This is a genomic window from Klebsiella sp. CN_Kp100, assembly GCF_040065315.1.
In the GTDB taxonomy this organism is placed as follows: domain Bacteria; phylum Pseudomonadota; class Gammaproteobacteria; order Enterobacterales; family Enterobacteriaceae; genus Klebsiella; species Klebsiella oxytoca.
Genome location: NZ_JBEAIJ010000045.1, coordinates 1 through 21,875, shown reverse-complemented (window position 1 = coordinate 21,875; position 21,875 = coordinate 1). Strand labels below are relative to the sequence as shown.

The following is a 21,875-nucleotide window of genomic DNA, read 5'->3' as shown; positions in this document are numbered from 1 at the left end:
ATCTGTCCGGGCTACCGGCCCGGAGTCGGCGGTGAACCTGTACTGCGCACCTGTCCGGGCTACCGCGCTGCAAACGGCGATGAACCTGTAGCCCGGGCAAGGCGCGTCAAGCGCCGCCCCCGGGAGCAGCGCGCAGAGTAGCCCTGGGAGCAGAACGCAGCGCGAGCCGGGTCAAACTACCAGTCGATTCCTGCCTGCGCCTGAATACCACCGTCAAAGGCGTGCTTCACCGGGCGCAGTTCGCTGATCGTATCGGCAAGCTCCAGCAGGCGGGCATGGCAGCCGCGGCCGGTAACAATCACGTTCTGCTGCGGCGGACGATTGACAATAGCGGCAATCACTTCCTGTGGATCCAGGTAGCGATACGCCAGCATATACGTGAGCTCATCCAGCACCACCAGATCGTAGCTCGGATCGGCCAGCATGCGCTTACTCTCTCGCCATACGACCGATGCCGCCTCCATATCCGTTTCCCGGTTTTGCGTTTCCCAGGTAAAGCCGGTGCCCATAATGTGAAACTCAACGCCCAGAGGATGCAGCGTATTGTACTCTCCATTATCCCACTGGCCTTTAATGAACTGGGCAACGCCGACGCGCTTACCATGTCCGACGGCTCGCGTTGCCGTACCAAAGGCGGCAGTAGATTTGCCCTTACCGTTGCCGGTGAAGACGATCAAGATGCCTTTTTGCTCCGTTGCCGCCGCCACGCGGGTATCAACCTGCGTTTTCAGCTTCTGCTGGCGCTGACGATGGCGGTCAGGATTGCCTCGCGCGTGCATAAATGCTCCTTAGTGCCCTGCCGGACAGGTGGCGCAGCGGTGCTGCTGCTCGAACTGGCTAAAGAAGTTGTTGCCTTTGTCGTCAACCAGCACAAACGCGGGCAGGTTTTCGACTTCCATCATCCATACCGCTTCCATGCCCAGTTCCGGATACTCAAGGCAGCGTAAACTTTTCACGTACTGCTGCGCCAGCAGGGCCGCCGCACCGCCGATGCTGCCGAGATTAAAGCCGCCGTGTTTCAGGCAGGCTTCGGTCACCTGCGGGCTGCGGTTGCCTTTTGAGAGCATGATCAGACTCCCGCCCGCGGCCTGGAAAGCATCAACATACCCGTCCATCCGTCCGCCGGTGGTGGGACCCAGCGAGCCGCAGGCAAGATTGTCTGGCGTTTTTGCCGGTCCGGCGTAGTAGACGATATGATTGCGCATGTAAGCCGGCATCGGTTCGCCATTATCCAGCCGCTCTTTAATTTTGGCATGGGCAATATCGCGGGCGACGACAATTGGACCGCTCAGCGACAGCCGGGTACCGACCGGCAGGGCTGACATATCGCGAAGGATATCGCGCAGCGGCCGATTCAGGTCGAGCTGGACGGTCTGCGCCCCGTTTTCTATCCGCTGAGAATCAGGAATAAACTTGCCCGGGTTATGTTCCAGCTTCTCCAGCCAGATGCCGTGCTTGTTGATTTTGGCTTTAATGTTTCGATCGGCGGAGCAGGAGAGGGCCATAGCGATAGGGCAGGAGCCGCCGTGCCGCGGCAGGCGGATCACGCGAATATCGTGAGCGAAATATTTGCCGCCAAACTGCGCGCCGATGCCGAACTCGCGGCTGGCGTTAAGCAACGTCGCCTCCAGCGCAGTATCGCGAAACGCCTGGCCCAGCGCGTTTCCGCTGGTGGGCAGATTGTCATAATATTTGGTCGAAGCCAGCTTCGCCACCTTCAATGCCTGATCCGCCGAGAGGCCGCCCACCACAAAGGCGATGTGGTACGGCGGACAGGCGGCGGTGCCCAGCGCTTTCATTTTTTCTATCAGGAAGGCGGTGAGTTTTTCCGGCTGCAGGATGGATTTCGTTTCCTGAAACAGCGCTGCTTTGTTCGCCGAGCCGCCGCCTTTGTTGACGAACAGGAAGCGGTATTCGCTACCCGGCACGGCGCTGATGTCGATCTGCGCCGGCAGGTTGGTCTCCGTGTTGACCTCGGTGTACATATCGAGGGGGGCATTTTGCGAATAGCGTAAATTATTTTCCTGGAAGGTGTTGTAGACGCCCTGACTCAGGGCTTCAGCATCGTTGCCGCCGGTCCAGACGTTCTGGCCTTTGCTCGCCACGATGGTTGCGGTCCCGGTATCCTGGCAGTTTGGCAGCACGCCTTTTGCCGAGACTTCGGCGTTGCGCAGCAGCTGCAGCGCAACGTATTTATCGTTACTGCTGGCCTGCGGATCGTGCAGGATACTGGCGATCTGTTTTAAATGTCCGGCGCGCAGGAAAAATGAAGCCTCATAAAATGCCTGCTGAGCCAGCAACGTTAACGCTTCGGGCGCAACCTTGATGACCTCTTCACCATCTAACTCTGTCACCTTAACATGTTGATTACTGAGTAGTTCATATTCCGTATTATCTTTACTCTGCACAAAGAGTTCCTGCCAGACAAAGGGTTTAGACATGTGACATCTCACTATTTCGCGAAAAAGAGATTGGCCTGCGTCGCTTTAGCGACGTACTCGATGGTTTGCTGGGCGCGAACGCTGTTACCGGCTGCATCCAGCGGAGGGGAGTAGACGGCGATGGCGTACCGCCCCGGCACCACGGCGATCATCCCGCCGGCAACGCCGGATTTCGCCGGAATACCGACGCTATACAGCCATCTGCCGCTGCCGTCGTACAGCCCGGCTATCGCCATTTCCGCCAGTACCTGCGGCACATAGCTGGCGTTAAGCAGTTGCCTGCCGTTGAACGGCGATTTACCGCCGTTGGCCAGCACGGCTCCCATTTTGGCGAGCTGCTCAACGGTGATATCCACCGAACATTGACGGGTGTAGATTTCGACGGCTTCCTGCGGATCGCCATAAAAGCTGCGGTAGGAATGCATCAACATGGCCAGCGCCTGGTTATGCTGGTTGGTTGCCATTTCGGATTGAAATACCGGCTCGTTCACGCTCAGCGTACTGTCGGCCCAGGCGCTGAGATTGTTGAGGATTTTATTCCAGCGGTCGGTTTTGTCCTGCGCCGCAATCAGGCTCACGGTGCTCATGGCGCCGGCGTTGACTAACGGATTCTCCGGCGCGCCTTGGGTGAGTTCGACGGCTAATCCGGAATTGAAGGGCAGGCCGGTGGCGTTGGCGCCGAGTTTATCCAACACTTCCTGCGGTCCGCGTTGCTCCATTGCCAGCGCCAGGGTGAACACTTTGCTCAGGGACTCCATCGGGAACGCTTTTTTTACGTCGCCGGTCTGGTAAATTTTGCCTTCTACCGTCGCGAGCGTAATGGCGAAATTATCCGGGCTATAGGTCGCCAGAGCGGGGATGTAGTCGGCGACTTTACCCTCGTGGTTATTTTTATATTTCTGATGCGCCTGCTCGATAATGCTGGCGTAGTCCGGTGCGCCCTGAGCTGCGGCGGCGCCGCTAAACAATAAGCTGGCGGTGAACAGGCAGGTGCCGAGAAATTTAACGTTCATGGTATGTCCTGTTGAGATTATTGAGAGGAACCGGGCCGGATAGATCCGGCCTGGGGTTCGTAGCCATCTTGCCGTCAGGACATCGCCACTTCGGACGTTTCGCTGGCAGGACGCTCCTGCTCGGGTTTTTTGACCGGGGCGGTGCCGCGGCAGCCTTCTCCATAGTGCTCGCCTTCCCAGCGGCCAACGATGGCGGCGCCCATGGCGTTACTCATTACGTTAGTGGCGGAGCGACCCATATCGAGGAACGGATCGACGCCCATCAACAGGATCAGGCCCGCTTCCGGAATGTTGAACTGGTTCAGCGTCGCGGCAATAACCACCATTGAGGCGCGCGGTACGCCCGCCATCCCTTTTGAGGTCAGCATCAGAATCAGCAGCATGGTGATCTGCTCGCCCATGCCGAGGTGCACGTTGCAGGCCTGGGCGATAAACACCGTGGCGAACGAGCAGTAGGCCATGGAGCCAACCAGGTTAAAGGAGTAGCCAATGGGCAGAACGAAGCTGGCGATTTTGGAAGAGACGCCAAATTTTTCCAGCTTATCGAGGGTGCCCGGGAAGGCGGCTTCAGAGCTGGACGTGGTGAAGGCCAGCAGGGCGGGCTCAAGGATCGCTTTGGTCAGACGGCCAATGCACGGACCAACAATGACCGCCGACAGGCCAATCAGCATCGCCCACAGCATGCCAAGCGTCAGGTAGAACTCACCCATAAAGATACCGGCGCTGACCATTACGCCCAGTCCGCGCTCGGCGATCAGCCCGGAGATAGCGGCAAAGACGGTTAGCGGCGCGAAGAGCATGACGTAGCCCGTCAGCTTCAACATTACGTGGACCAGCGAATCGAGCACTTTCACAATGGGTTCGGCTTTTTCGCCGATAGCCGCCAGGCTACAGCCGAGGAAAATGGAGAACACCACGATTTGCAGGATTTCGTTGCGCGCCATCGCATCAACGATGCTGGTCGGCACCGCGTGAGAGATAAATACCTTCAGCGTGAAGGGCTCAGATTGAACGGCCGCGACCGCTCCGGCATCGTGGGCGACGAAATTAATCCCCGCCCCCGGCTGGAACAGATTAACGATCACCAGCCCCAGCGCAATCGACAGCAGCGAGGCGCAAATAAACAGGAAAAAAGTTTTCGAGAATATCCGCCCGAGCGTTTTAGCATCGCCCATTTTGGCGATGCCAACTACCAGCGTGGATATTACCAGCGGAGCGATAATCATTTTTACCATGCGTAAAAATATAGTGGTGAAAATAGAAATATCCTGCGCGTATGATTTTGCTGTATCAGCCGATGCCATATTATTAATTGCCACCCCGGCAATCATGCCGAGTATCAGGCCTAATATGATCATTTTGGTTAAACTTATTTTTTTCATGTTTACTCCATCGGATCGAGGTTAGTCGGTGAAGTGTTGTAGGGCAGCGCACGCCTGAGCCTGCAAACCGCTCAGACGGGCGCCTGTGGTGACCAACCGCATAAATTGTCTGGAATACAGTGATACAGCGAAATCCTGTACACCAAGGGATGTTGTTGTATTTTTATATCCGTTGTCTTTCACGCTGCATTTTTGTTGGCTGCCTTTGCTCACCCCAGTCACGTACGGATGTACGCTCCTGGGGATGAATGAGGGACATCCATGCCCCTCACCGAAGGCAGCCTCCGGCTGTTCAAATTCGTTCCTGACGAATCTGTCCTTCAGTTGCCGCCTCAATGCAACTCGAAATCCATTGGATATAGAATTAGAAATCAAACTCAATACTTAATAACGGCGCATGCTGCTGAGCGCCATAAACATCATTGTCGCCAACGTTGCCGGAAATAATATCCCGCGGCATGACAATTTTTACCGCGTTAGCCGGATCAAACCAGACAATGCGATGAATAAAATCAGGTCTCACGTTATACAAGCTGGCAATAAGCTGCGGAGTTAATTGCTCAGATCGTTTTACCCGCTGATAATCCTCCCGGGTTTTAAATAAAATATCTAAAACTAATTCATACGGCCCGGCGTTTTTGGAGCGGATCACCTGCGCCAGTGAGCATAGAGATTGTTTCATGCCTGAACTCCTTCTGGCGTGACCTGCTCGATATGGAAGTCAAAGCGCAGCGCGTCGCAGGCTTCAATCAGGTGATAGATTGAAAACTCATACACCGGGCCACTCTGGATATCGGAAGGCGAGAACGGGAAGGCGAGGTTGCCCGCGGTCGCAATGCGGTTTTCATAACCGTAGTGCAGCAGGGTAGAGCGCACCAGCGAGCAGACGCTGTTGGCGGTATCCTGAGTCGGGGCGACGACGTCCAGTAAAATCCCCAGCTCGTGCCCGGCGGTTTTCATCGGTTCGTGATTGCCCATCACGCCGTTCTTTCCGTACAGATGGAAAGTCATGCGGATGCTGTCGTCACTCAGCGAGAGGTTGCGCGCCACGCTGGCCTGTACCTCTGCAAGAATCGTGTCGATCCCGGCGATCATGATCGGGTCGCGGGTTCCGGCAATGGTCAGGCAGCGAAAGCCGACCCGACGCGCGCCTTCCAGCTTCAGCGCGTAGGGCGTCTCTTCGTGGCGAGAGCCGCTAACGTACACCTCGCCTTCGTTGACCGCTTTGAAGCTGCATCCTTTGAGGTTCAGCACGCCGCCGGGCCCCGGCAGGAAGTACGGATCGGACTTCTCGTATAACGTGTGCGCCGCGGCGGACGTTTCGGTGAATTTGCGCTGTGGATTGAAGGTTTTCAGCGTAAAACCGTTGTCGTCGATGATCCCCATCGCGCAGTCGGAGCCGGACCCTGGGGTCGCCGCAATGGCCGCGCATTCAAGGATCTTGCCGCAGTGCAGGGCCAGTCCCTCATCGAAGCCCTGCATAATCGGCAGCGCCGCGAAGCAGGCTGGATCGTACGCCCGTCCGCCCAGCACCACCTGGGCGCCAGCGGCCAGCGCTCGTTGGAACGGTTCGATACCCATCTGGGCGACGATATAGGTGCTCTCTTCAATAGCTTCGTGGGTCAGCTCGGGCACAAAGTCGAGGGCGGTGATTTTGCCGTTATCCAGCGCCTGATGCACGATGGATTTCTCGACGTCAGACGGGATCAGCGCCATGGAAAACGACAGTTGCTCTTCCTGCGCAATCTCATGGATGATTTGCCGGCACCACTCCAGGTGCGGGGCCGCGCCGGAGCCGCCGGCCGTGCCGATCACCACCGGAATACTGTTTTTTACGCCGGCGACGATCATATAGCGCAGATCGCGTTTCACTCCGGCTCTGTCGGTAAAGGGTTTACCTGCTCCCAGATAATGGGGGCCGGGATCGGATGAACCGGCGTCAACGGCAATCAGATCCGGAGACTCCGCCATGGCTTTAAGAAAGCTCTCTTCCGGAAAGCCATAACCCAGAATCGCGGTCGGCGATAAGATCTTAAAGGTACGAGCCATCTCTTAATCCTTAGTCTGCAACAGCGCGATGGTGCGGTTCATTTCGTTAAACACGATGTTAAGACCTTCGTCGAAGCCCATGCCTGGCTTGATCAGCATGCGCACAGGACGCGCGGCCAGCGCGACGTGAACGCAGGTGCGGGCGCTGATCTCGGTTTCGTTACAGGTCCCGCCCTGATAGGCTTCCATCGCATGTTTGTTGCAGTACAGCACCGCGTCCACAATGTTATGGATGCCGCCGAGGTCCGGGGTTTTAATCTGTACCATGTGGCAGCTGCCGGCATCGGTGAAGTCAACGATATCCTGATAGGTGTTACACCATTCGTCGGCGACGATTTTCACCCCGGAACCCAGGCGGGTCAGCTCTTTGGTGATGGCGGTCAGCATGCGGATCTGATCCGGTTTGTTGCCGGCATCCACCGGGCCTTCTATATAGAGCGGCAGGCCCTGGGCCTCTTTCTCCAGGCTGGCGATATATTCGGCGCAGCGAAGCGGGTCCATATCGAAAATCAGGCCGATGGTGCCGTAAACATCGATATGCAGCGTCGGGCGGTAGCGGGGGCTGGTGCGCAGGCTTAAGATGCGGTCGGACAGCCAGCGGATATACTCGCGCAGTTTCTCCCCTTTCAGACCCAGCTTCTCTTCAACGTTGTTAATCAGCGCATGCGGCAGAACATCGACGCCTTTGAGGATCATCTTGTCCACGGCGATATAGCGGTCGTCTCCGCTCTGACCGAATAACGGAATCGCTTCCGGGATACAGGGCAGCTGCCATTCGTCGCAAACCACCTCCGCCTTCAGACGGCCGCTGGCCAGCGCCGTGGCATCGAGTAGCGCCTGGGAAAGACCATAGCGGACGGCGGTATGCAGCAGTTGGCCGTCGATGCGCAGCTTGTCGAAGAAGCGGGCGTTCGGCAGGAACGTATCGACATCCCGGCCTTCCAGCAGCGGTTTAATATGATCGTTGAGGAAGGGAATAAAATTTTCCGCGAGGAACAGCGGGTCGCGGCCGCCGGCGCCGGAATACTGTACGGCGGCACAGTCACCGACCGCTACCGCGCCGTTTTCCAGAATTAGCTGCACGGAAACGCATTCACCCGCCTGGCGCACGGAGGTAAATCCGGGGGTAACCGGCGCGCCGGTATAGATGAATCCATCGTGACCCGCGCCGTTTTTAATCGCCTGCTGGTCATCAAAGTAGAATGAGGAGTAGCCAGCGGTGAAAAGGGCCTGTTTAATTTTCATTATGGTCTTCCTATTAATTGACTGTGGGATACCGCGTTGATGTCATCAACAACCATCTGGAATGAGGGCTTGCGACCTTCAAAATGCGCACGTTCTGCGACGTAATCGTGGTGCAGGGCGAGGATGTCCTTCGGCAGCGGAACCGCGCCAGCTTCAAGCACGCGAATAGCGCCGGAATTGTCGCGAACCGGCAGAATTTTGCCCGCGTTGCAGGATGCCGGAGCAAAAGGCACGTCCAGCACGCCCGCTTCAAAGGCCAGCACCGTACCGCGGGCGATATCGCCGTTACCCAGTTCGAAGACTTTCTTCAGTACCGCGCGTACCTCGCTTTTTATCAGCTCCACTTCCTGATCTACCGCGGCGCACGGCGGGAACTTCTGATCGCTGACCATATTGAGCATCTGGCGGGAGGCCCTCAGGCCCTGCGCGTTGGCCGCTGCGGTTGGAATACCGAACGCTTCATGCGGGCTCTTGGTGATCACTTTGGTGGCGCCGGACATGCCGGCCACCGCCGCGCCCCACGAGATAATGGCAAACGCTTTTGATTCATCTTCCGGAAAGCCGCCCATCCACTGGTGGAAGACGGTACTCAGCTCATAATCGTCGAAACCGTAATTGCCAAAATATTCGTGAGAAAGTTCGCGAAGCGACTTAATCGCTGCAATGTCCTGGGTCAGGCTGCCCACCTGGCCGTAGCCGACGGTAATTGATTTGACGCCCTGTTCCAGCGCCAGCAGCCCTTCGATAATCGCCACCGCGTGGGACATAAACGGCGGGATCAGAGTGCCGGTTAGCGGGCCGAAAGGTTCGCGGTTAATTCGAATGCCGTGCTCTTCATAAAGGCCCATCAGACGGTCGCAGTATTGCCAGTCGCGAATCGACTTCTCCAGGGTCACGCGCTTGGCGTAGGGAATGTTGTAGGAGATACCGCCGCCTTCGTAGCTGGTAAAGCCGCTGGCCATGGAAATTTCCGCCAGCAGACGCGCGTCCGGCGTACCGTGACGTACCTGCACCGGTTTTTCCAGCGCTTCGGTCATCCGGCGGCAGGCAGCGACGCCGTGGTTAACCACCGGTAAACCGTTGAGTTTGGAGGTACCCGCTTCGATAGACTTCTGAATGCCGACCGCCGCTTCTTCGTAACGGTTAAGGCGGGTGTAGGCATCGATAGTACTGGGCAGTAGATCGCACTCTTCCTGCAGCGTCTTGAGTAGCGCAATGTGTTCATCCATCAGCGCTACGCCCGCGCGCGGCTGGCTCAACGTTTTACCTTCCTGGTCGGCCTTAAGCAGGGCGTGAGAAAAGCGTTTTTTCTCTGGAATAGTTTGCTGGTACTTCACGCCATCTTCGAAGTGCTCAACGTCCTTGCCGGTATGCCAGGTCTGTAACACCTGATGCCGCTCGGTCATGAATTCGTCATGGGTTAATTTTTTATTTCGAAGTTCCATTCGTAGCTGCCTTCATTTATAGGGTTAAACAGTGAATGCTGGTGCGAGCGGCGAGTTCGGGATAAAGCCTGGCAACGTTTGCCAGCAGCGGAAGCAGGCCTTTTGCATCGCGGTAATAGTCAAACTGGGTCGGTAAGAGAATGCGTCTGCCGTGGTCATCCAGTTCGCGGTATTTCAGCCAGCGGTGGATGTCAAAGCGGCTGGCGCGGGAGAGCCATCCACCGGATCCGACGACTTTGCGCACCGGGGTCAGGTCGCGCCCCATCTGCAGGTCGACGTTGCCCACGCAGGTGCAGACCTGTTTTTTGGTTCCCGCGTGGCGTTCGCTGGCGTAGCCCACGCAGAGCCCGGCGAGAACGGTGTCGAAATACTTTTCTTCTTCACTGGCCGGCAGATAATCCGGCTGAGCGACAAGATGGCGCAGATAGCGGTAAAAAGCCTCCTGACGCTGCGGCTGGTGGGCAAAGACCACGTTCACCAGCTCCCGGGCGCTTTCACCGACAACCATCGCCGAGACGCGCATGCCGAGATCGCCTTCCACCGTGCGTTTTACATATGGCTCCGGAACGCCGTGTAGAACGGTATCCGGCGAGAGCGTGTTGGCGCTGGCGGAGTAGACATCGGTAGTCGCGCCGCCCATGTCGATCAGCATGAACTCTTTCCACGCGCTGTCGTAATGACTGATGGTTTTCACCAGCTCGTAGACGGTCCACGGCGTTGGCATCGGCTCTTCGCCGGTTTCTGCGACGATAACGTCCAGTCCTTTACCTTTGACGATCCGGGATAAGAAAACATCGCATATTGCCTTGCGGGCCGCGTACGGATTCGGGTGATCAAGATCGGGCAGAATATTGTCTACCGTGGTCAGATCTTTATGGCCGAGGATGGTCTGAATCTCGTCCTGAATGTCGCGGTTGCCGGCATAGATAATGGCGCAGTCGAGCGTTGACTCCGCCAGTGCGTGGGCGTTAGCCAGGCCGTAGCTCGCTTCACCGCCGTCGGTCCCGCCGGTAAACAGCAGAATGTCCGGCGGCGAGGCTTCCAGCGCCTGAATGTCGTGGCGATTCAGTTTATAGGAGTAGTATTGGGCGATTTTGGCCCCCGCCGAGTGGGCGGTGACTTTTGCTGACTCCAGGGTGATGGACGGCACCAGCCCCATCGCGGCGACGGCAAGACCGCCTTTGGCTGATGAGGAGTATTTCAGCGTGACGTCACCGCGGTTCAGCAGCGGGCGCGCATCGGCAACGTTAAGCACCTGGTTCAGGCTGGCAAAAAAGCCTTCCGCCAGGTGATGGGTGGTTGTCGGGGTCAGAACGTGGTTTACCAGCGTCAGCTCATCCCCCTCCTGGGTGAAGAGGGCCGCCTTGGTCCACGTCGAGCCGATATCGACTGAGACGGTTTGCATCAGATGGCCTCTTCCAGACACGGGTGTTTAACGCCATGGCGCTGGTTGATGTCGTTTGCCATCAGCTGGCAGACGTCTTCCAGATCGTGGCTGGGGGCAAAAACGCGGTTGAACCCCATCTCTTTGAACTTCGCTTCAACGTCGGCAAAGTCATGCTTTCCGACCACCAGGTTGCCGCCGACGTAAAGGAGAATGTCGCCGATACCGCGTTCGATGCAGCGCTCGCGCAGTCCCAGGCAATCGATATCGCCGTGGCCGTAAATCGACGACACGACGATGGCATCCGCACCAGTTTCGATGGCGGCATCAATATATTCATCCTGGCTGACCATCACGCCCAGATTGATTACGCGAAAATCATGGGCAGTAAAAACGCGGTCCAGGACTTTATTGCCTACTGCATGGCAGTCAGCACCAATGACGCCAATAACGAGTGTTGATTTCTTCATGGGTAATCCTCTGTAGGGCTGATGGTATAAAAATAAAAACGACGATCTAATATTTGGCAGCCTGGGTTATGGATGCCTGTTAATAGGGCTGGAGTGTCTTTGGTTCGTCGGGAGGAAGCAATTGATCTATTTTCAGAATATCATTCAAAAAAAACGCATTTTTGAGTTTTCGTTAAAAATTCTTTGTTTATCATAGTGATGTACTTAATGCTTATAAATTTGATTGGTCCTTTTTGAGTTCTCGTAATAAATATATTGCGATGTTTGTGAGCGAGATCTTATTTTATTTTTGGCTGGCTTCTGTATTTCTAAATAACGGGTTAAATACAATTCTTTAAAATTTTCTGTGAGCGCGGTAACGGAATTTATGGGCTGGTTTTTATATGTGTCAAAGGCAACTTGTTAGAATAAAGCTATCAAATGATGAATTGTTCGTTTCATATTCTATTTTTGTTGATGAGGCAGACATACGTCGTCAGAGAGTAAAAATGCAGACTGCAGATGATCCTTAAGAAGAGTAGGGGGCCTGACCTGCACAAAAAAGAAATCGATGGGCGGCGGTGACGGGATAAACGATAGTCACATAGGGGTGTTAATTAAAGGTAAATGCAATGATAAATATAATCAGTAAAAAAATAAACGATAGTAACTTGATAAAAAAAATCTGTGAACTACGCAACATTATCAGTTGAGGTCGGCATTTAAGCCGCTCACGAGGGCTCATTAAGTACCGCTCCGCTGTGAAATAAATGGTCTATCATTTTCAGTAACTGATGACACTCCTGAAAAACATACCGTTAACCTTGTGTTTACTAGTGTTGTACACAGTAAACATAATTAACATTTAAAATGAAAATTGATTTAAATCAATGTTTAAAACTTGGAAAAGAACAAGAAATGGAGTTAAATTGTCGCGGATCAAATTGACCAAAATCTGATATTTTCGCTATAAATTGATCGCCGTCGAAAACTGCAAATTTATCACAATAAAAACCTATTTATTGTAAGGGTTTTGCAGCGTAATATAATCACGGGATCAATTTGGGTGTTTTGTTAACATGTTTGTAACTTTTCACCACTACCGTTTCCTTGACAGAGGAAACGGGCGTGACGAGAAGAAGCAAATAAATTTGTATTGGGGCATGCGTGTGACCCTTTCTAACGGGGTTCACTCTCGGAGTCTTCATGCGATGAGCAAGGAGTCATGATGTTAGATATAGTCGAACTGTCGCGCTTACAGTTTGCCTTGACCGCGATGTACCACTTCCTGTTTGTGCCGCTGACGCTTGGTATGGCGTTCCTGCTGGCCATCATGGAAACGGTCTACGTCCTTTCCGGCAAACAGATTTATAAAGATATGACCAAGTTCTGGGGCAAGTTGTTTGGTATCAACTTCGCTCTGGGTGTGGCAACCGGTTTGACCATGGAGTTCCAGTTCGGGACAAACTGGTCTTACTACTCTCACTACGTGGGCGATATCTTCGGTGCGCCGCTGGCCATTGAAGGTTTAATGGCCTTCTTCCTCGAATCTACCTTTGTAGGTCTGTTCTTCTTCGGTTGGGATCGTCTGGGTAAAGTGCAGCACATGGCCGTGACCTGGCTGGTAGCGCTCGGCTCCAACCTGTCGGCGCTGTGGATTCTTGTCGCTAACGGCTGGATGCAGAACCCGATTGCGTCGGACTTCAACTTTGAAACCATGCGTATGGAGATGGTCAGCTTCTCTGAGCTGGTTCTGAACCCGGTGGCTCAGGTTAAGTTCGTGCATACCGTGGCTTCCGGCTACGTGACCGGCGCGATGTTCATTCTTGCTATCAGCTCCTGGTATATGCTCAAAGGGCGCGACTTTGCTTTTGCCAAGCGCTCCTTTGCTATCGCAGCCAGCTTCGGCATGGCGGCAATCCTCTCCGTTATCGTTCTCGGTGATGAATCCGGTTACGAAATGGGCGACGTGCAGAAAACCAAGCTGGCGGCTATCGAAGCAGAATGGGAAACTCAGCCTGCTCCGGCGGCCTTTACCCTGTTTGGTATTCCTGACCAGAAAGCAGAGGAGAACCGCTTCGCGATTCAGATTCCTTACGCGCTGGGCATCATTGCGACTCGCTCCGTCGATAAACAGGTCACCGGCCTGAAGGATCTGATGGTTCAGCACGAAGAGCGTATCCGTAACGGGATGAAGGCTTACGCGCTGCTGGAACAGCTGCGTGCAGGTTCAACCGACCAGGCCGTTCGCGATCGGTTTAACGACGTGAAGAAAGATCTTGGCTATGGTCTGCTGCTGAAACGCTATACCGACAACGTCTCCGACGCGACGGAAGCGCAGATTGCGCAGGCGACCAAGGACTCCATTCCTGCCGTGGCGCCGCTCTATTTTGCCTTCCGTATCATGGTGGCGTGCGGCGTGCTGATGCTGCTGATTATTGGCGCCTCCTTCTGGACCGTGATTCGTAACCGCATTGGCGAGAAAAAATGGCTGCTGCGCGCTGCGTTTTATGGCCTGCCGCTGCCGTGGATTGCCGTAGAAGCCGGCTGGTTTGTTGCCGAGTATGGCCGTCAGCCCTGGGCTATCGGTGAAGTGCTACCAACGGCTGTAGCGAACTCGTCGCTGACTGCGGGCGACCTGATCTTCTCTATGGTGCTGATTTGTGGCCTGTACACGCTGTTCCTGGTGGCTGAACTGTTCCTCATGTTCAAGTTTGCCCGCAAAGGACCAAGCAGCCTGAAAACCGGTCGCTATCACTTTGAACAGTCCTCTGCGGCTATTCAGTCGGCACGCTAAGACAGGAGTCGTCAAATGATCGATTATGAAGTATTGCGTTTTATCTGGTGGCTGCTGATTGGCATTCTGCTCATTGGTTTTGCCGTCGCCGATGGCTTCGACATGGGGGTGGGCATGCTCACCCGTTTCCTCGGTCGTAACGACACCGAGCGTCGAATTATGATTAACTCCATTGCTCCGCACTGGGACGGAAACCAGGTGTGGCTGATCACCGCGGGCGGCGCGCTCTTTGCCGCCTGGCCGATGGTCTACGCCGCCGCGTTTTCCGGCTTCTACGTAGCAATGATTCTGGTGCTGGCGTCTTTATTCTTCCGTCCGGTTGGTTTCGACTACCGCTCGAAGATTGAGGACACCCGCTGGCGTAATATGTGGGACTGGGGCATCTTCGTCGGCAGCTTCGTACCGCCGCTGGTGATTGGCGTGGCGTTCGGTAACCTGCTGCAGGGCGTTCCGTTCCACGTTGATGAATATCTGCGTCTGTACTACACCGGCAACTTCTTCCAGCTGCTGAATCCGTTTGGACTGCTGGCCGGTATTGTGAGCGTGGCGATGATCCTGACGCAGGGCGCGACCTATCTGCAGATGCGTACCGTGGGCGAACTGCACCTGCGTACCCGCACCGTCTCAACGGTAGCGGCGCTGGTGACGCTGGTCTGCTTCGCGCTGGCAGGCGTTTGGGTCTACTATGGCATCGACGGTTACGTAGTGAAATCCGTCATGGATCATACCGGCCCGTCTAACCCGCTGACCAAAGAAGTGGCTCGTGAGGCTGGCGCGTGGATGGTGAACTTTAATAATATGCCGGCGCTATGGGCAATTCCTGCTCTGGGCGTGGCGCTGCCGCTGCTGACCGTCATTTCGACCAAAGCAGATAAAGGCGCCTGGGCATTTCTGTTCTCCTCGCTGACGCTGGCGTGCATCATTTTGACTGCCGGTATCGCCATGTTCCCGTTCATTATGCCTTCAAGCACGGCGATGAACGCGAGCCTGACCATGTGGGATGCCACCTCCAGCCAGCTGACGCTGAACCTGATGACTTACGTGGCGATTGTCTTCGTACCGATTATTCTGGCCTACACCACCTGGTGTTACTGGAAAATGTTCGGTCGCATCACTCGCGAAGACATCGAAAAGAACACCCACTCGCTGTACTAAGGTAAGGAGCTATATATGTGGTATTTCGCATGGATTTTGGGAACGCTTCTTGCTTGTGCCTTTGGGGTGATTACCGCGCTGGCGCTTGAGCACGTGGAAGCCACCAAAGCAGGTAAAGAAGAACACTGATGAGTATTATCGCGACTCTTTACGCGATAATGGACAAGCGCCCGTTAAGGGCGCTTTCCTTATTGATGGCGCTGGCGCTAGCGGGCTGCATCTTCTGGGACCCGTCGCGCTTTGCGGCCAAAACCAGTGAGCTGGAAATCTGGCACGGCTTCTTGCTGATGTGGGCGGTGTGTACCGGCGTTATCCACGGCGTGGGCTTTCGCCCGCGCGCCATCCACTGGCAGGGAATTTTTTGTCCGCTTATCGCTGATATTGTGCTCGTTTTGGGCCTGTTCTTTTTCTTCTTTTGAATAAGAAATCTCTGTTAACCATATGGGCTTGCATAAGCCCATAAAAATTTACTCCTCGTTTACTTTCCCCCATTCCAAACCACGATTCCCGCGCGTATAGTAGCGAAGTTTGAAAGCACTAACCTTTTGTTGCATTACCGGGATGTAAAGTGAATACAACGCTGTTTCGATGGCCGGTTCGGGTCTACTACGAAGACACCGACGCCGGTGGTGTGGTTTACCACGCCAGCTACGTCGCTTTCTATGAAAGAGCACGCACAGAGATGCTGCGCCATCATCACTTCAGCCAACAGGTTTTGCTGGCTGAACGAGTTGCCTTTGTGGTTCGCAAAATGACACTGGAGTATTTTGCGCCCGCCAGACTCGACGACATGCTCGAAATCCAGACGGAGATAACCTCAATGCGAGGGGCGACCCTGGTTTTCACGCAGCGAATCGTCAACGCCGAGAACGTAGTTTTGAATGAAGCTGAAGTTCTGATCGTGTGCGTTGATCCACTCTTAATGAAGCCTCGTGCGCTTCCCAAGTCTATTGTCGCGGAGTTTAAGCAGTGACTGAGATGAATATCCTTGATTTGTTCCTGAAGGCAAGCCTTCTGGTTAAACTTATCATGTTGATTTTAGTTTGTTTTTCTATCGCCTCCTGGGCCATTATCATCCAGAGAACGCGCATTCTCAACTCGGCGTCGCGTGAAGCCGAAGCGTTTGAAGATAAGTTCTGGTCAGGTATTGAGCTTTCTCGTCTGTATCAGGAAAGCCAGGGCCGTCGCGATAATCTGACCGGTTCGGAACAAATCTTCTACAGCGGTTTTAAAGAGTTTGCTCGTCTGCATCGCGCCAACAGCCATGCGCCGGAAGCAATTGTCGAAGGGGCATCGCGCGCGATGCGTATCTCGATGAATCGCGAGCTGGAATCCCTGGAGACGCACATCCCGTTCCTCGGTACGGTAGGTTCTATCAGCCCGTATATCGGTCTGTTTGGTACCGTATGGGGGATCATGCACGCCTTTATCGCGCTGGGCGCGGTAAAACAGGCGACGCTGCAAATGGTGGCACCGGGTATTGCAGAGGCGCTCATTGCGACCGCAATTGGTCTCTTTGCCGCTATCCCGGCGGTTATGGCTTATAACCGTCTGAACCAGCGCGTGAACAAACTTGAGCTGAACTACGACAACTTTATGGAAGAGTTCACCGCTATTCTGCACCGTCAGGCGTTTACCAGCAGCGAAAGCAATAAGGGGTAAGCCATGGCCAGAGCACGTGGACGCGGGCGTCGCGAACTGAAGTCCGAGATCAACATCGTTCCGCTGCTGGATGTCCTGCTGGTACTGTTGCTGATCTTTATGGCGACAGCGCCGATCATTACGCAGAGCGTAGAGGTCGACCTGCCGGACGCAACGGAATCGCAGGCGGTAAAAAGCAACGATGAACCGCCGGTGATCGTTGAGGTTTCCGGAGTCGGGCAGTACAACGTGAAAATTGGCCCGGAAACGCTATCGCAGCTGCCGCCTGAACAGGTTATTGCCGAAGCCAGGCGTCGACTTGAGGCGAATGAGAAAACGGTGTTCCTGATCGGCGGTGCGAAAGAGGTGCCATACGATGAGATTATTAAAGCGCTTAACCTGTTGCATAGCGCAGGGGTTAAATCGGTTGGCTTGATGACTAAGCCGATCTAATCGCTCGCAATACGCACCCCCGCCAATATGGCGACGGTGGGACAAACGTGTCCCGTGGCCGACGTCATCGAACGGGAACAGGCGAACAGTTTTTGGGAACCGATAGTGTCAAAGGCAACCGAACAAAACGACAAGCTTAAACGAGCGATCATAGTTTCAGTCGCGCTGCACATCGTCTTGATAGCGCTGCTGATCTGGAGTTCGTTTGACGAGCATCTGGATGCTTCTGCCGGCGGCGGCGGGGGCTCTTCTATAGATGCGGTTATGGTCGATCCGGGGGCGGTTGTGAAGAATTATGACCGTCAACAGCAGCAGCAGGCCAGCGCCCGCCGTGCCGCCGAGCAGCGTGAAAAGCAGGCTCAGCAGCAGGCGGAAGAGTTGCGCGAAAAACAGGCCGCCGAGCAGGAACGGCTAAAACAGCTGGAACAGGAGCGTCTGCAGGCGCAGGAAGCGGCTAAAGAGGCCAAAGAGCAGCAGAAACAGGCGGAAGAAGCCGCGGCGAAAGCCGCCGCAGCGGCCAAAGCGAAAGCGGATGCTCAGGCGAAAGAGGCGCAGGAAGCTGCCGCCAAAGCCGCCGCTGATGCAAAAGCGAAGGCCGATGCTCAGGCGAAAGCAGCCGAAGCCGCTGCGGCGAAAGCGGCGGCGGATGCGAAGAAACAGGCAGAAGCAGAAGCCGCGAAAGCGGCCGCGGACGCGCAGAAGAAAGCCGAAGCGGATGCAGCGAAGAAAGCTCAGCAGGAAGCCGAGAAGAAAGCGCAGCAGCAGGCAGAGAAAAAAGCGCAGCAAGAAGCGGCGAAACAGGCTGCGGCTGAAAAGGCTGTTGCCGAAAAAGCGGCAGAAAAAGCCGCCGCGCAGAAAGCCGCTGCTGAGAAAGCAGCAGCCGAGAAAGCCGCCGCAGCGGAAAAAGCCGCCGCTGAGAAAGCTGCGGCAGCCAAAGCCGCAGCAGCAGAGAAGGCCGCCGCAGACAAAGCGGCGAAAGCCGCAGCCGCTAAGGCAGCAGCCGCGAAGAAAGCCGCTGCGGCCAAAGAGGCCAACGGCGTGGACGATCTGCTCGGCGACCTGAGCTCCGGTAAGAATGCGCCTAAAACTGGCGGTGGGGCGAAAGGGAGCAATGCATCTGCTGCCGGGAGTGGTAATACTAAAAATAATGGCGCATCAGGAGCTGATATCAGCAATTATGCCGGGCAGATCAAATCTGCCATTGAAAGTAAGTTTTACGACGCAGCGTCTTACTCAGGCAAGACCTGTACCTTGCGTATTAAACTTGCTCCGGATGGCATGTTGCTAAATATACAGTCTGAAGGTGGGGATCCTGCGCTTTGTCAGGCCGCTCTTGCAGCAGCCCGACAGGCTAAGTTCCCAAAACCGCCTAGTCAGGCGGTATATGAAGTATTCAAAAATGCGCCGTTGGACTTCAAACCTCAGTGATATTTTTCCCCGTGCAAGCGGGGAAAAACAATCTATTGTAGTCACAGGGTTTTAGTAGTTTTGTGTATTTGGGTTTGTTAACATTCTGCTAAATTATCGTGGGCTTTCCGCCTGGATAAGGGAGATATGATGAAGCAGGCATTACGAGTAGCATTTGGTTTTTTAATGCTGTGGGCGGCAGTGCTGCACGCAGAAGTACGCATCGAGATTACCCAAGGGGTTGACTCGGCACGCCCAATCGGCGTAGTGCCGTTCCAATGGGCGGGGCAGGGTGCTGCACCTGAAGATGTGGGCGGTATCGTGGCGGCTGACCTGCGCAACAGCGGCAAGTTTAATCCGCTCGATCGCTCTCGCCTGCCTCAGCAGCCGGGTAGCGCTCAGGAAGTACAGCCTGCGGCATGGTCTGCGCTGGGTATTGACGCCGTTGTGGTGGGTCAGGTGACGCAAAACCCTGACGGCTCCTATAACGTGGCCTACCAGCTGGTTGATACCGGCGGCGCGCCGGGTACCGTGCTTGCACAGAACTCATTTAAAGTAACTAAGCAGTATCTGCGCTATGCCGCGCACGCTGCCAGCGACGCGGTATTTGAAAAGCTGACCGGCATCAAGGGCGCCTTCCGTACCCGTATCGCTTACGTGGTGCAGAAGAACGGCGGCCAGTTCCCGTACGAACTGCGCGTATCCGACTACGATGGTTATAACCAGTTCCTCGTTCACCGTTCCACCCAGCCGCTGATGTCTCCGGCCTGGTCTCCGGATGGTGCGAAACTGGCCTACGTAACCTTTGAAAGCGGTCGTTCTGCGCTGGTTGTGCAGACTCTGGCTAACGGCTCCGTTCGTCAGATTGCTTCGTTCCCGCAGCACAACGGCGCCCCGGCGTTCTCGCCGGACGGCAGCAAACTGGCCTTCGCTCTGTCGAAAACCGGTAGCCTGAACCTGTACGTGATGGACCTCGGATCCGGTCAGATTCGCCAGGTGACCAATGGTCGTAGCAATAACACCGAACCAAGTTGGTTCCCGGATAGCCAGAATCTGGCCTTTACTTCCGACCAGGCGGGACGTCCGCAGGTATATAAAGTCAATATTAATGGCGGCACGCCGCAGCGTATTACCTGGGAAGGTTCACAAAACCAGGATGCTGACGTGAGCGCTGATGGTAAAACTATGGTAATGGTAAGCTCGGCCGGTGGTCAGCAGCACATTGCCAAACAAGATCTGGAAGCGGGTGGTGTGCAGGTTCTGTCATCAACGTTTTTAGATGAAACGCCAAGTCTGGCACCTAACGGCACTATGGTAATCTACAGCTCTTCTCAGGGGATGGGATCCGTGCTGAATCTGGTTTCTACAGATGGGCGTTTCAAAGCGCGTCTTCCGGCAACTGATGGACAGGTAAAATCGCCTGCCTGGTCGCCGTATCTGTGATAATAAATAATTGATTATTAAAGGAATCAAAGAAATGCAACTGAACAAAGTGCTGAAAGGGCTGTTGATCGCTCTGCCGGTTATGGCAATCGCGGCGTGTTCTTCTAACAAGAACGCCAGCAACGACCAGAGCGGTGAAGGCATGCTGGGTGCCGGCACTGGTATGGACGGTAACGCTAACGGCGGCAACATGTCTTCCGAAGAGCAGGCTCGTCTGCAGATGCAACAGCTGCAGCAGAACAATATCGTTTACTTCGATCTGGACAAATACGATATCCGTTCTGACTTCGCTGCAATGCTGGACGCGCACGCTAACTTCCTGCGTAGCAACCCGTCTTACAAAGTGACCGTAGAAGGTCATGCGGATGAGCGCGGTACGCCGGAATACAACATCGCTCTGGGTGAGCGTCGTGCTAACGCCGTTAAGATGTATCTGCAGGGCAAAGGTGTTTCTGCTGACCAGATCTCCATCGTTTCTTACGGTAAAGAAAAACCTGCAGTACTGGGCCACGACGAAGCGGCTTACGCCAAAAACCGTCGCGCCGTACTGGTTTACTAAGAGAATTGCATGAGCAGTAACTTCAGACATCATCTATTGAGTCTGTCGTTACTGGTTGGCATAGCGGCCCCCTGGGCCGCTTTTGCTCAGGCGCCAATCAGTAGTGTCGGCTCAGGCTCGGTCGAAGACCGCGTCACTCAACTCGAGCGTATTTCCAATGCGCACAGCCAGCTTTTAACCCAACTCCAGCAACAACTCTCCGATAATCAGTCCGATATTGATTCCCTGCGCGGCCAAATTCAGGAAAGCCAGTATCAGCTGAATCAGGTTGTTGAACGCCAGAAGCAGATCCTGCTGCAGATCGACGGTCTGAGCAGCGGTGGCGGCACGACGGGCGCGCAAAGCCCGTCGTCAGCCAGTGAGCAAGGCGCTGCGGCAAGCGCGCTAGCGGCTTCATCAGGCGCTCCGGCGTCGACCGGCGATGCAAACACCGATTACAACGCGGCTATCGCGCTGGTGAAGGATGCTTCCCGCCAGGACGACGCGATGGCGGCTTTCCAGAACTTCGTCAAAAAGTACCCCGATTCAACTTATCAGCCGAACGCCAACTACTGGCTCGGTCAGCTGAATTACAATAAGGGTAAAAAGGACGATGCGGCGTACTATTTCGCTTCCGTGGTGAAAAACTACCCTAAATCTCCGAAAGCGCCCGATGCGATGTTTAAAGTCGGCGTAATCATGCAGGACAAAGGCGATACCGCAAAAGCCAAAGCGGTTTATCAGCAGGTGGTCAGTAAATTTCCTGGCACCGACGGAGCCAAACAAGCGCAAAAACGCCTTAACGCCCTCGGATGATTATGGCATGACCAGAAATCGCATCATTTCTGGTCTTGTCGCATGAATCCTAAGCAGTTAAGCAATCTTTATCTAAATTGTTGTTGCGCTGAATTCTGAAATCAGTAATATATGCCGCCGTTGCCAAGGGATATCGAACAAGCCCAAAGCGACGAAAATAGTGGGTCGTTAGCTCAGTTGGTAGAGCAGTTGACTTTTAATCAATTGGTCGCAGGTT

The 21,875-nt window shown here is 54.9% G+C and carries 21 protein-coding genes; 11 read left to right on the top strand and 10 right to left on the bottom strand.

All coding sequences use genetic code 11. The annotated features are described in order from the left end of the window. Positions 1-176: 176 nt before the first annotated feature. From cobO to glmS, 10 genes are all read right to left on the bottom strand, one after another. Entirely contained in the window at positions 177-779 is a 603-nt protein-coding gene (cobO, locus tag ABLV12_RS20590; RefSeq protein ID WP_064397492.1) for a cob(I)yrinic acid a,c-diamide adenosyltransferase, read from the bottom strand. Positions 780-788: 9 nt separating this feature from the next. After that, a complete protein-coding gene (locus ABLV12_RS20585; RefSeq protein WP_004100308.1) occupies positions 789-2,441 on the bottom strand; it encodes a class I fumarate hydratase in 1,653 nt (550 codons plus the stop codon). An 11-nt stretch (positions 2,442-2,452) separates the two neighbouring features. After that, positions 2,453-3,454 (bottom strand): glutaminase A, encoded by a 1,002-nt coding sequence (gene glsA, locus ABLV12_RS20580; RefSeq protein WP_016807957.1) that lies wholly within the window; start codon positions 3,452-3,454, stop codon positions 2,453-2,455. 74 nt (positions 3,455-3,528) lie between these two features. Beyond that, the gene (locus tag ABLV12_RS20575) at positions 3,529-4,836 is read right to left on the bottom strand and encodes a dicarboxylate/amino acid:cation symporter (RefSeq protein WP_004100312.1); all 1,308 of its coding nucleotides are present in this window, start codon (positions 4,834-4,836) and stop codon (positions 3,529-3,531) included. A gap of 364 nt (positions 4,837-5,200) precedes the next feature. Then, positions 5,201-5,518 carry a DUF4387 domain-containing protein gene (locus tag ABLV12_RS20570; protein WP_004100314.1) on the bottom strand — a complete coding sequence of 106 codons (318 nt, stop codon included), beginning with the start codon at positions 5,516-5,518 and terminating at the stop codon, positions 5,201-5,203. Beyond that, the gene (locus tag ABLV12_RS20565) at positions 5,515-6,885 is read right to left on the bottom strand and encodes an acyclic terpene utilization AtuA family protein (RefSeq protein WP_017146324.1); all 1,371 of its coding nucleotides are present in this window, start codon (positions 6,883-6,885) and stop codon (positions 5,515-5,517) included. Before ABLV12_RS20565 ends, ABLV12_RS20570 begins: the two co-directional genes overlap by 4 nt. 3 nt (positions 6,886-6,888) lie before the next feature. After that, on the bottom strand, positions 6,889-8,130 hold the full coding sequence (locus ABLV12_RS20560) for a methylaspartate ammonia-lyase (protein ID WP_004111471.1): 1,242 nt from the start codon (positions 8,128-8,130) through the stop codon (positions 6,889-6,891). Further along, a complete protein-coding gene (locus tag ABLV12_RS20555; protein ID WP_004100317.1) occupies positions 8,130-9,575 on the bottom strand; it encodes a methylaspartate mutase subunit E in 1,446 nt (481 codons plus the stop codon). Before ABLV12_RS20555 ends, ABLV12_RS20560 begins: the two co-directional genes overlap by 1 nt. A 16-nt stretch (positions 9,576-9,591) precedes the next feature. Then, positions 9,592-10,980, bottom strand: coding sequence for a methylaspartate mutase accessory protein GlmL (gene glmL, locus ABLV12_RS20550; protein WP_348867300.1), 1,389 nt, complete (start codon positions 10,978-10,980; stop codon positions 9,592-9,594). Further along, positions 10,980-11,429 carry a methylaspartate mutase subunit S gene (gene glmS / locus ABLV12_RS20545; protein WP_004100319.1) on the bottom strand — a complete coding sequence of 150 codons (450 nt, stop codon included), beginning with the start codon at positions 11,427-11,429 and terminating at the stop codon, positions 10,980-10,982. Before glmS ends, glmL begins: the two co-directional genes overlap by 1 nt. 1,207 nt (positions 11,430-12,636) lie before the next feature. Between glmS and cydA the strand changes: the two genes are divergently transcribed. The 11 genes from cydA to cpoB all read left to right on the top strand — a co-directional run bounded on the left by cydA (position 12,637) and on the right by cpoB (position 21,658). After that, positions 12,637-14,205, top strand: a complete 1,569-nt coding sequence (cydA, locus tag ABLV12_RS20540; protein ID WP_004100321.1) for a cytochrome ubiquinol oxidase subunit I — start codon at positions 12,637-12,639, stop codon at positions 14,203-14,205. A 15-nt stretch (positions 14,206-14,220) separates the two neighbouring features. Further along, positions 14,221-15,360, top strand: a complete 1,140-nt coding sequence (gene cydB / locus ABLV12_RS20535) for a cytochrome d ubiquinol oxidase subunit II (RefSeq protein ID WP_004100323.1) — start codon at positions 14,221-14,223, stop codon at positions 15,358-15,360. 15 nt (positions 15,361-15,375) lie between these two features. Further along, positions 15,376-15,489, top strand: coding sequence for a cytochrome bd-I oxidase subunit CydX (cydX, locus tag ABLV12_RS20530; RefSeq protein ID WP_004100325.1), 114 nt, complete (start codon positions 15,376-15,378; stop codon positions 15,487-15,489). Further along, positions 15,489-15,779 (top strand): cyd operon protein YbgE, encoded by a 291-nt coding sequence (gene ybgE, locus ABLV12_RS20525; RefSeq protein ID WP_004100327.1) that lies wholly within the window; start codon positions 15,489-15,491, stop codon positions 15,777-15,779. Before cydX ends, ybgE begins: the two co-directional genes overlap by 1 nt. 149 nt (positions 15,780-15,928) lie before the next feature. Continuing rightward, a complete protein-coding gene (gene ybgC / locus ABLV12_RS20520; RefSeq protein WP_004100330.1) occupies positions 15,929-16,333 on the top strand; it encodes a tol-pal system-associated acyl-CoA thioesterase in 405 nt (134 codons plus the stop codon). Then, on the top strand, positions 16,330-17,022 hold the full coding sequence (gene tolQ / locus ABLV12_RS20515) for a Tol-Pal system protein TolQ (protein WP_004100332.1): 693 nt from the start codon (positions 16,330-16,332) through the stop codon (positions 17,020-17,022). Before ybgC ends, tolQ begins: the two co-directional genes overlap by 4 nt. Positions 17,023-17,025: 3 nt before the next feature. Further along, positions 17,026-17,454, top strand: coding sequence for a colicin uptake protein TolR (gene tolR / locus ABLV12_RS20510; protein ID WP_004100333.1), 429 nt, complete (start codon positions 17,026-17,028; stop codon positions 17,452-17,454). Between the two features lie 105 nt (positions 17,455-17,559). Beyond that, entirely contained in the window at positions 17,560-18,882 is a 1,323-nt protein-coding gene (tolA, locus tag ABLV12_RS20505) for a cell envelope integrity protein TolA (RefSeq protein WP_064397599.1), read from the top strand. A 129-nt stretch (positions 18,883-19,011) separates the two neighbouring features. Continuing rightward, the gene (gene tolB / locus ABLV12_RS20500; protein WP_004100336.1) at positions 19,012-20,304 is read left to right on the top strand and encodes a Tol-Pal system beta propeller repeat protein TolB; all 1,293 of its coding nucleotides are present in this window, start codon (positions 19,012-19,014) and stop codon (positions 20,302-20,304) included. A 34-nt stretch (positions 20,305-20,338) separates the two neighbouring features. Next, positions 20,339-20,863: a peptidoglycan-associated lipoprotein Pal gene (pal, locus tag ABLV12_RS20495; protein ID WP_004100337.1), complete on the top strand. Its 525-nt coding sequence runs from the start codon at positions 20,339-20,341 to the stop codon at positions 20,861-20,863. Between the two features lie 9 nt (positions 20,864-20,872). After that, positions 20,873-21,658 (top strand): cell division protein CpoB, encoded by a 786-nt coding sequence (gene cpoB / locus ABLV12_RS20490; RefSeq protein WP_064397495.1) that lies wholly within the window; start codon positions 20,873-20,875, stop codon positions 21,656-21,658. Positions 21,659-21,875: the final 217 nt, after the last annotated feature.

Bases quoted from the DNA above. Each gene is read 5' to 3' on its own strand.
- ABLV12_RS20585 (WP_004100308.1), bottom strand. From the start codon at position 2,441: ATGTCTAAACCCTTTGTCTGGCAGGAACTCTTTGTGCAGAGTAAAGAT.
- cobO (WP_064397492.1), bottom strand. From the start codon at position 779: ATGCACGCGCGAGGCAATCCTGACCGCCATCGTCAGCGCCAGCAGAAG.
- glsA (WP_016807957.1), bottom strand. From the start codon at position 3,454: ATGAACGTTAAATTTCTCGGCACCTGCCTGTTCACCGCCAGCTTATTG.
- cpoB (WP_064397495.1), top strand. From the start codon at position 20,873: ATGAGCAGTAACTTCAGACATCATCTATTGAGTCTGTCGTTACTGGTT.
- ABLV12_RS20570 (WP_004100314.1), bottom strand. From the start codon at position 5,518: ATGAAACAATCTCTATGCTCACTGGCGCAGGTGATCCGCTCCAAAAAC.
- ybgE (WP_004100327.1), top strand. From the start codon at position 15,489: ATGAGTATTATCGCGACTCTTTACGCGATAATGGACAAGCGCCCGTTA.
- ABLV12_RS20555 (WP_004100317.1), bottom strand. From the start codon at position 9,575: ATGGAACTTCGAAATAAAAAATTAACCCATGACGAATTCATGACCGAG.
- ABLV12_RS20575 (WP_004100312.1), bottom strand. From the start codon at position 4,836: ATGAAAAAAATAAGTTTAACCAAAATGATCATATTAGGCCTGATACTC.
- pal (WP_004100337.1), top strand. From the start codon at position 20,339: ATGCAACTGAACAAAGTGCTGAAAGGGCTGTTGATCGCTCTGCCGGTT.
- tolR (WP_004100333.1), top strand. From the start codon at position 17,026: ATGGCCAGAGCACGTGGACGCGGGCGTCGCGAACTGAAGTCCGAGATC.
- ABLV12_RS20565 (WP_017146324.1), bottom strand. From the start codon at position 6,885: ATGGCTCGTACCTTTAAGATCTTATCGCCGACCGCGATTCTGGGTTAT.
- cydB (WP_004100323.1), top strand. From the start codon at position 14,221: ATGATCGATTATGAAGTATTGCGTTTTATCTGGTGGCTGCTGATTGGC.
- cydA (WP_004100321.1), top strand. From the start codon at position 12,637: ATGTTAGATATAGTCGAACTGTCGCGCTTACAGTTTGCCTTGACCGCG.
- ABLV12_RS20560 (WP_004111471.1), bottom strand. From the start codon at position 8,130: ATGAAAATTAAACAGGCCCTTTTCACCGCTGGCTACTCCTCATTCTAC.
- glmL (WP_348867300.1), bottom strand. From the start codon at position 10,980: ATGCAAACCGTCTCAGTCGATATCGGCTCGACGTGGACCAAGGCGGCC.
- glmS (WP_004100319.1), bottom strand. From the start codon at position 11,429: ATGAAGAAATCAACACTCGTTATTGGCGTCATTGGTGCTGACTGCCAT.
- cydX (WP_004100325.1), top strand. From the start codon at position 15,376: ATGTGGTATTTCGCATGGATTTTGGGAACGCTTCTTGCTTGTGCCTTT.
- tolB (WP_004100336.1), top strand. From the start codon at position 19,012: ATGAAGCAGGCATTACGAGTAGCATTTGGTTTTTTAATGCTGTGGGCG.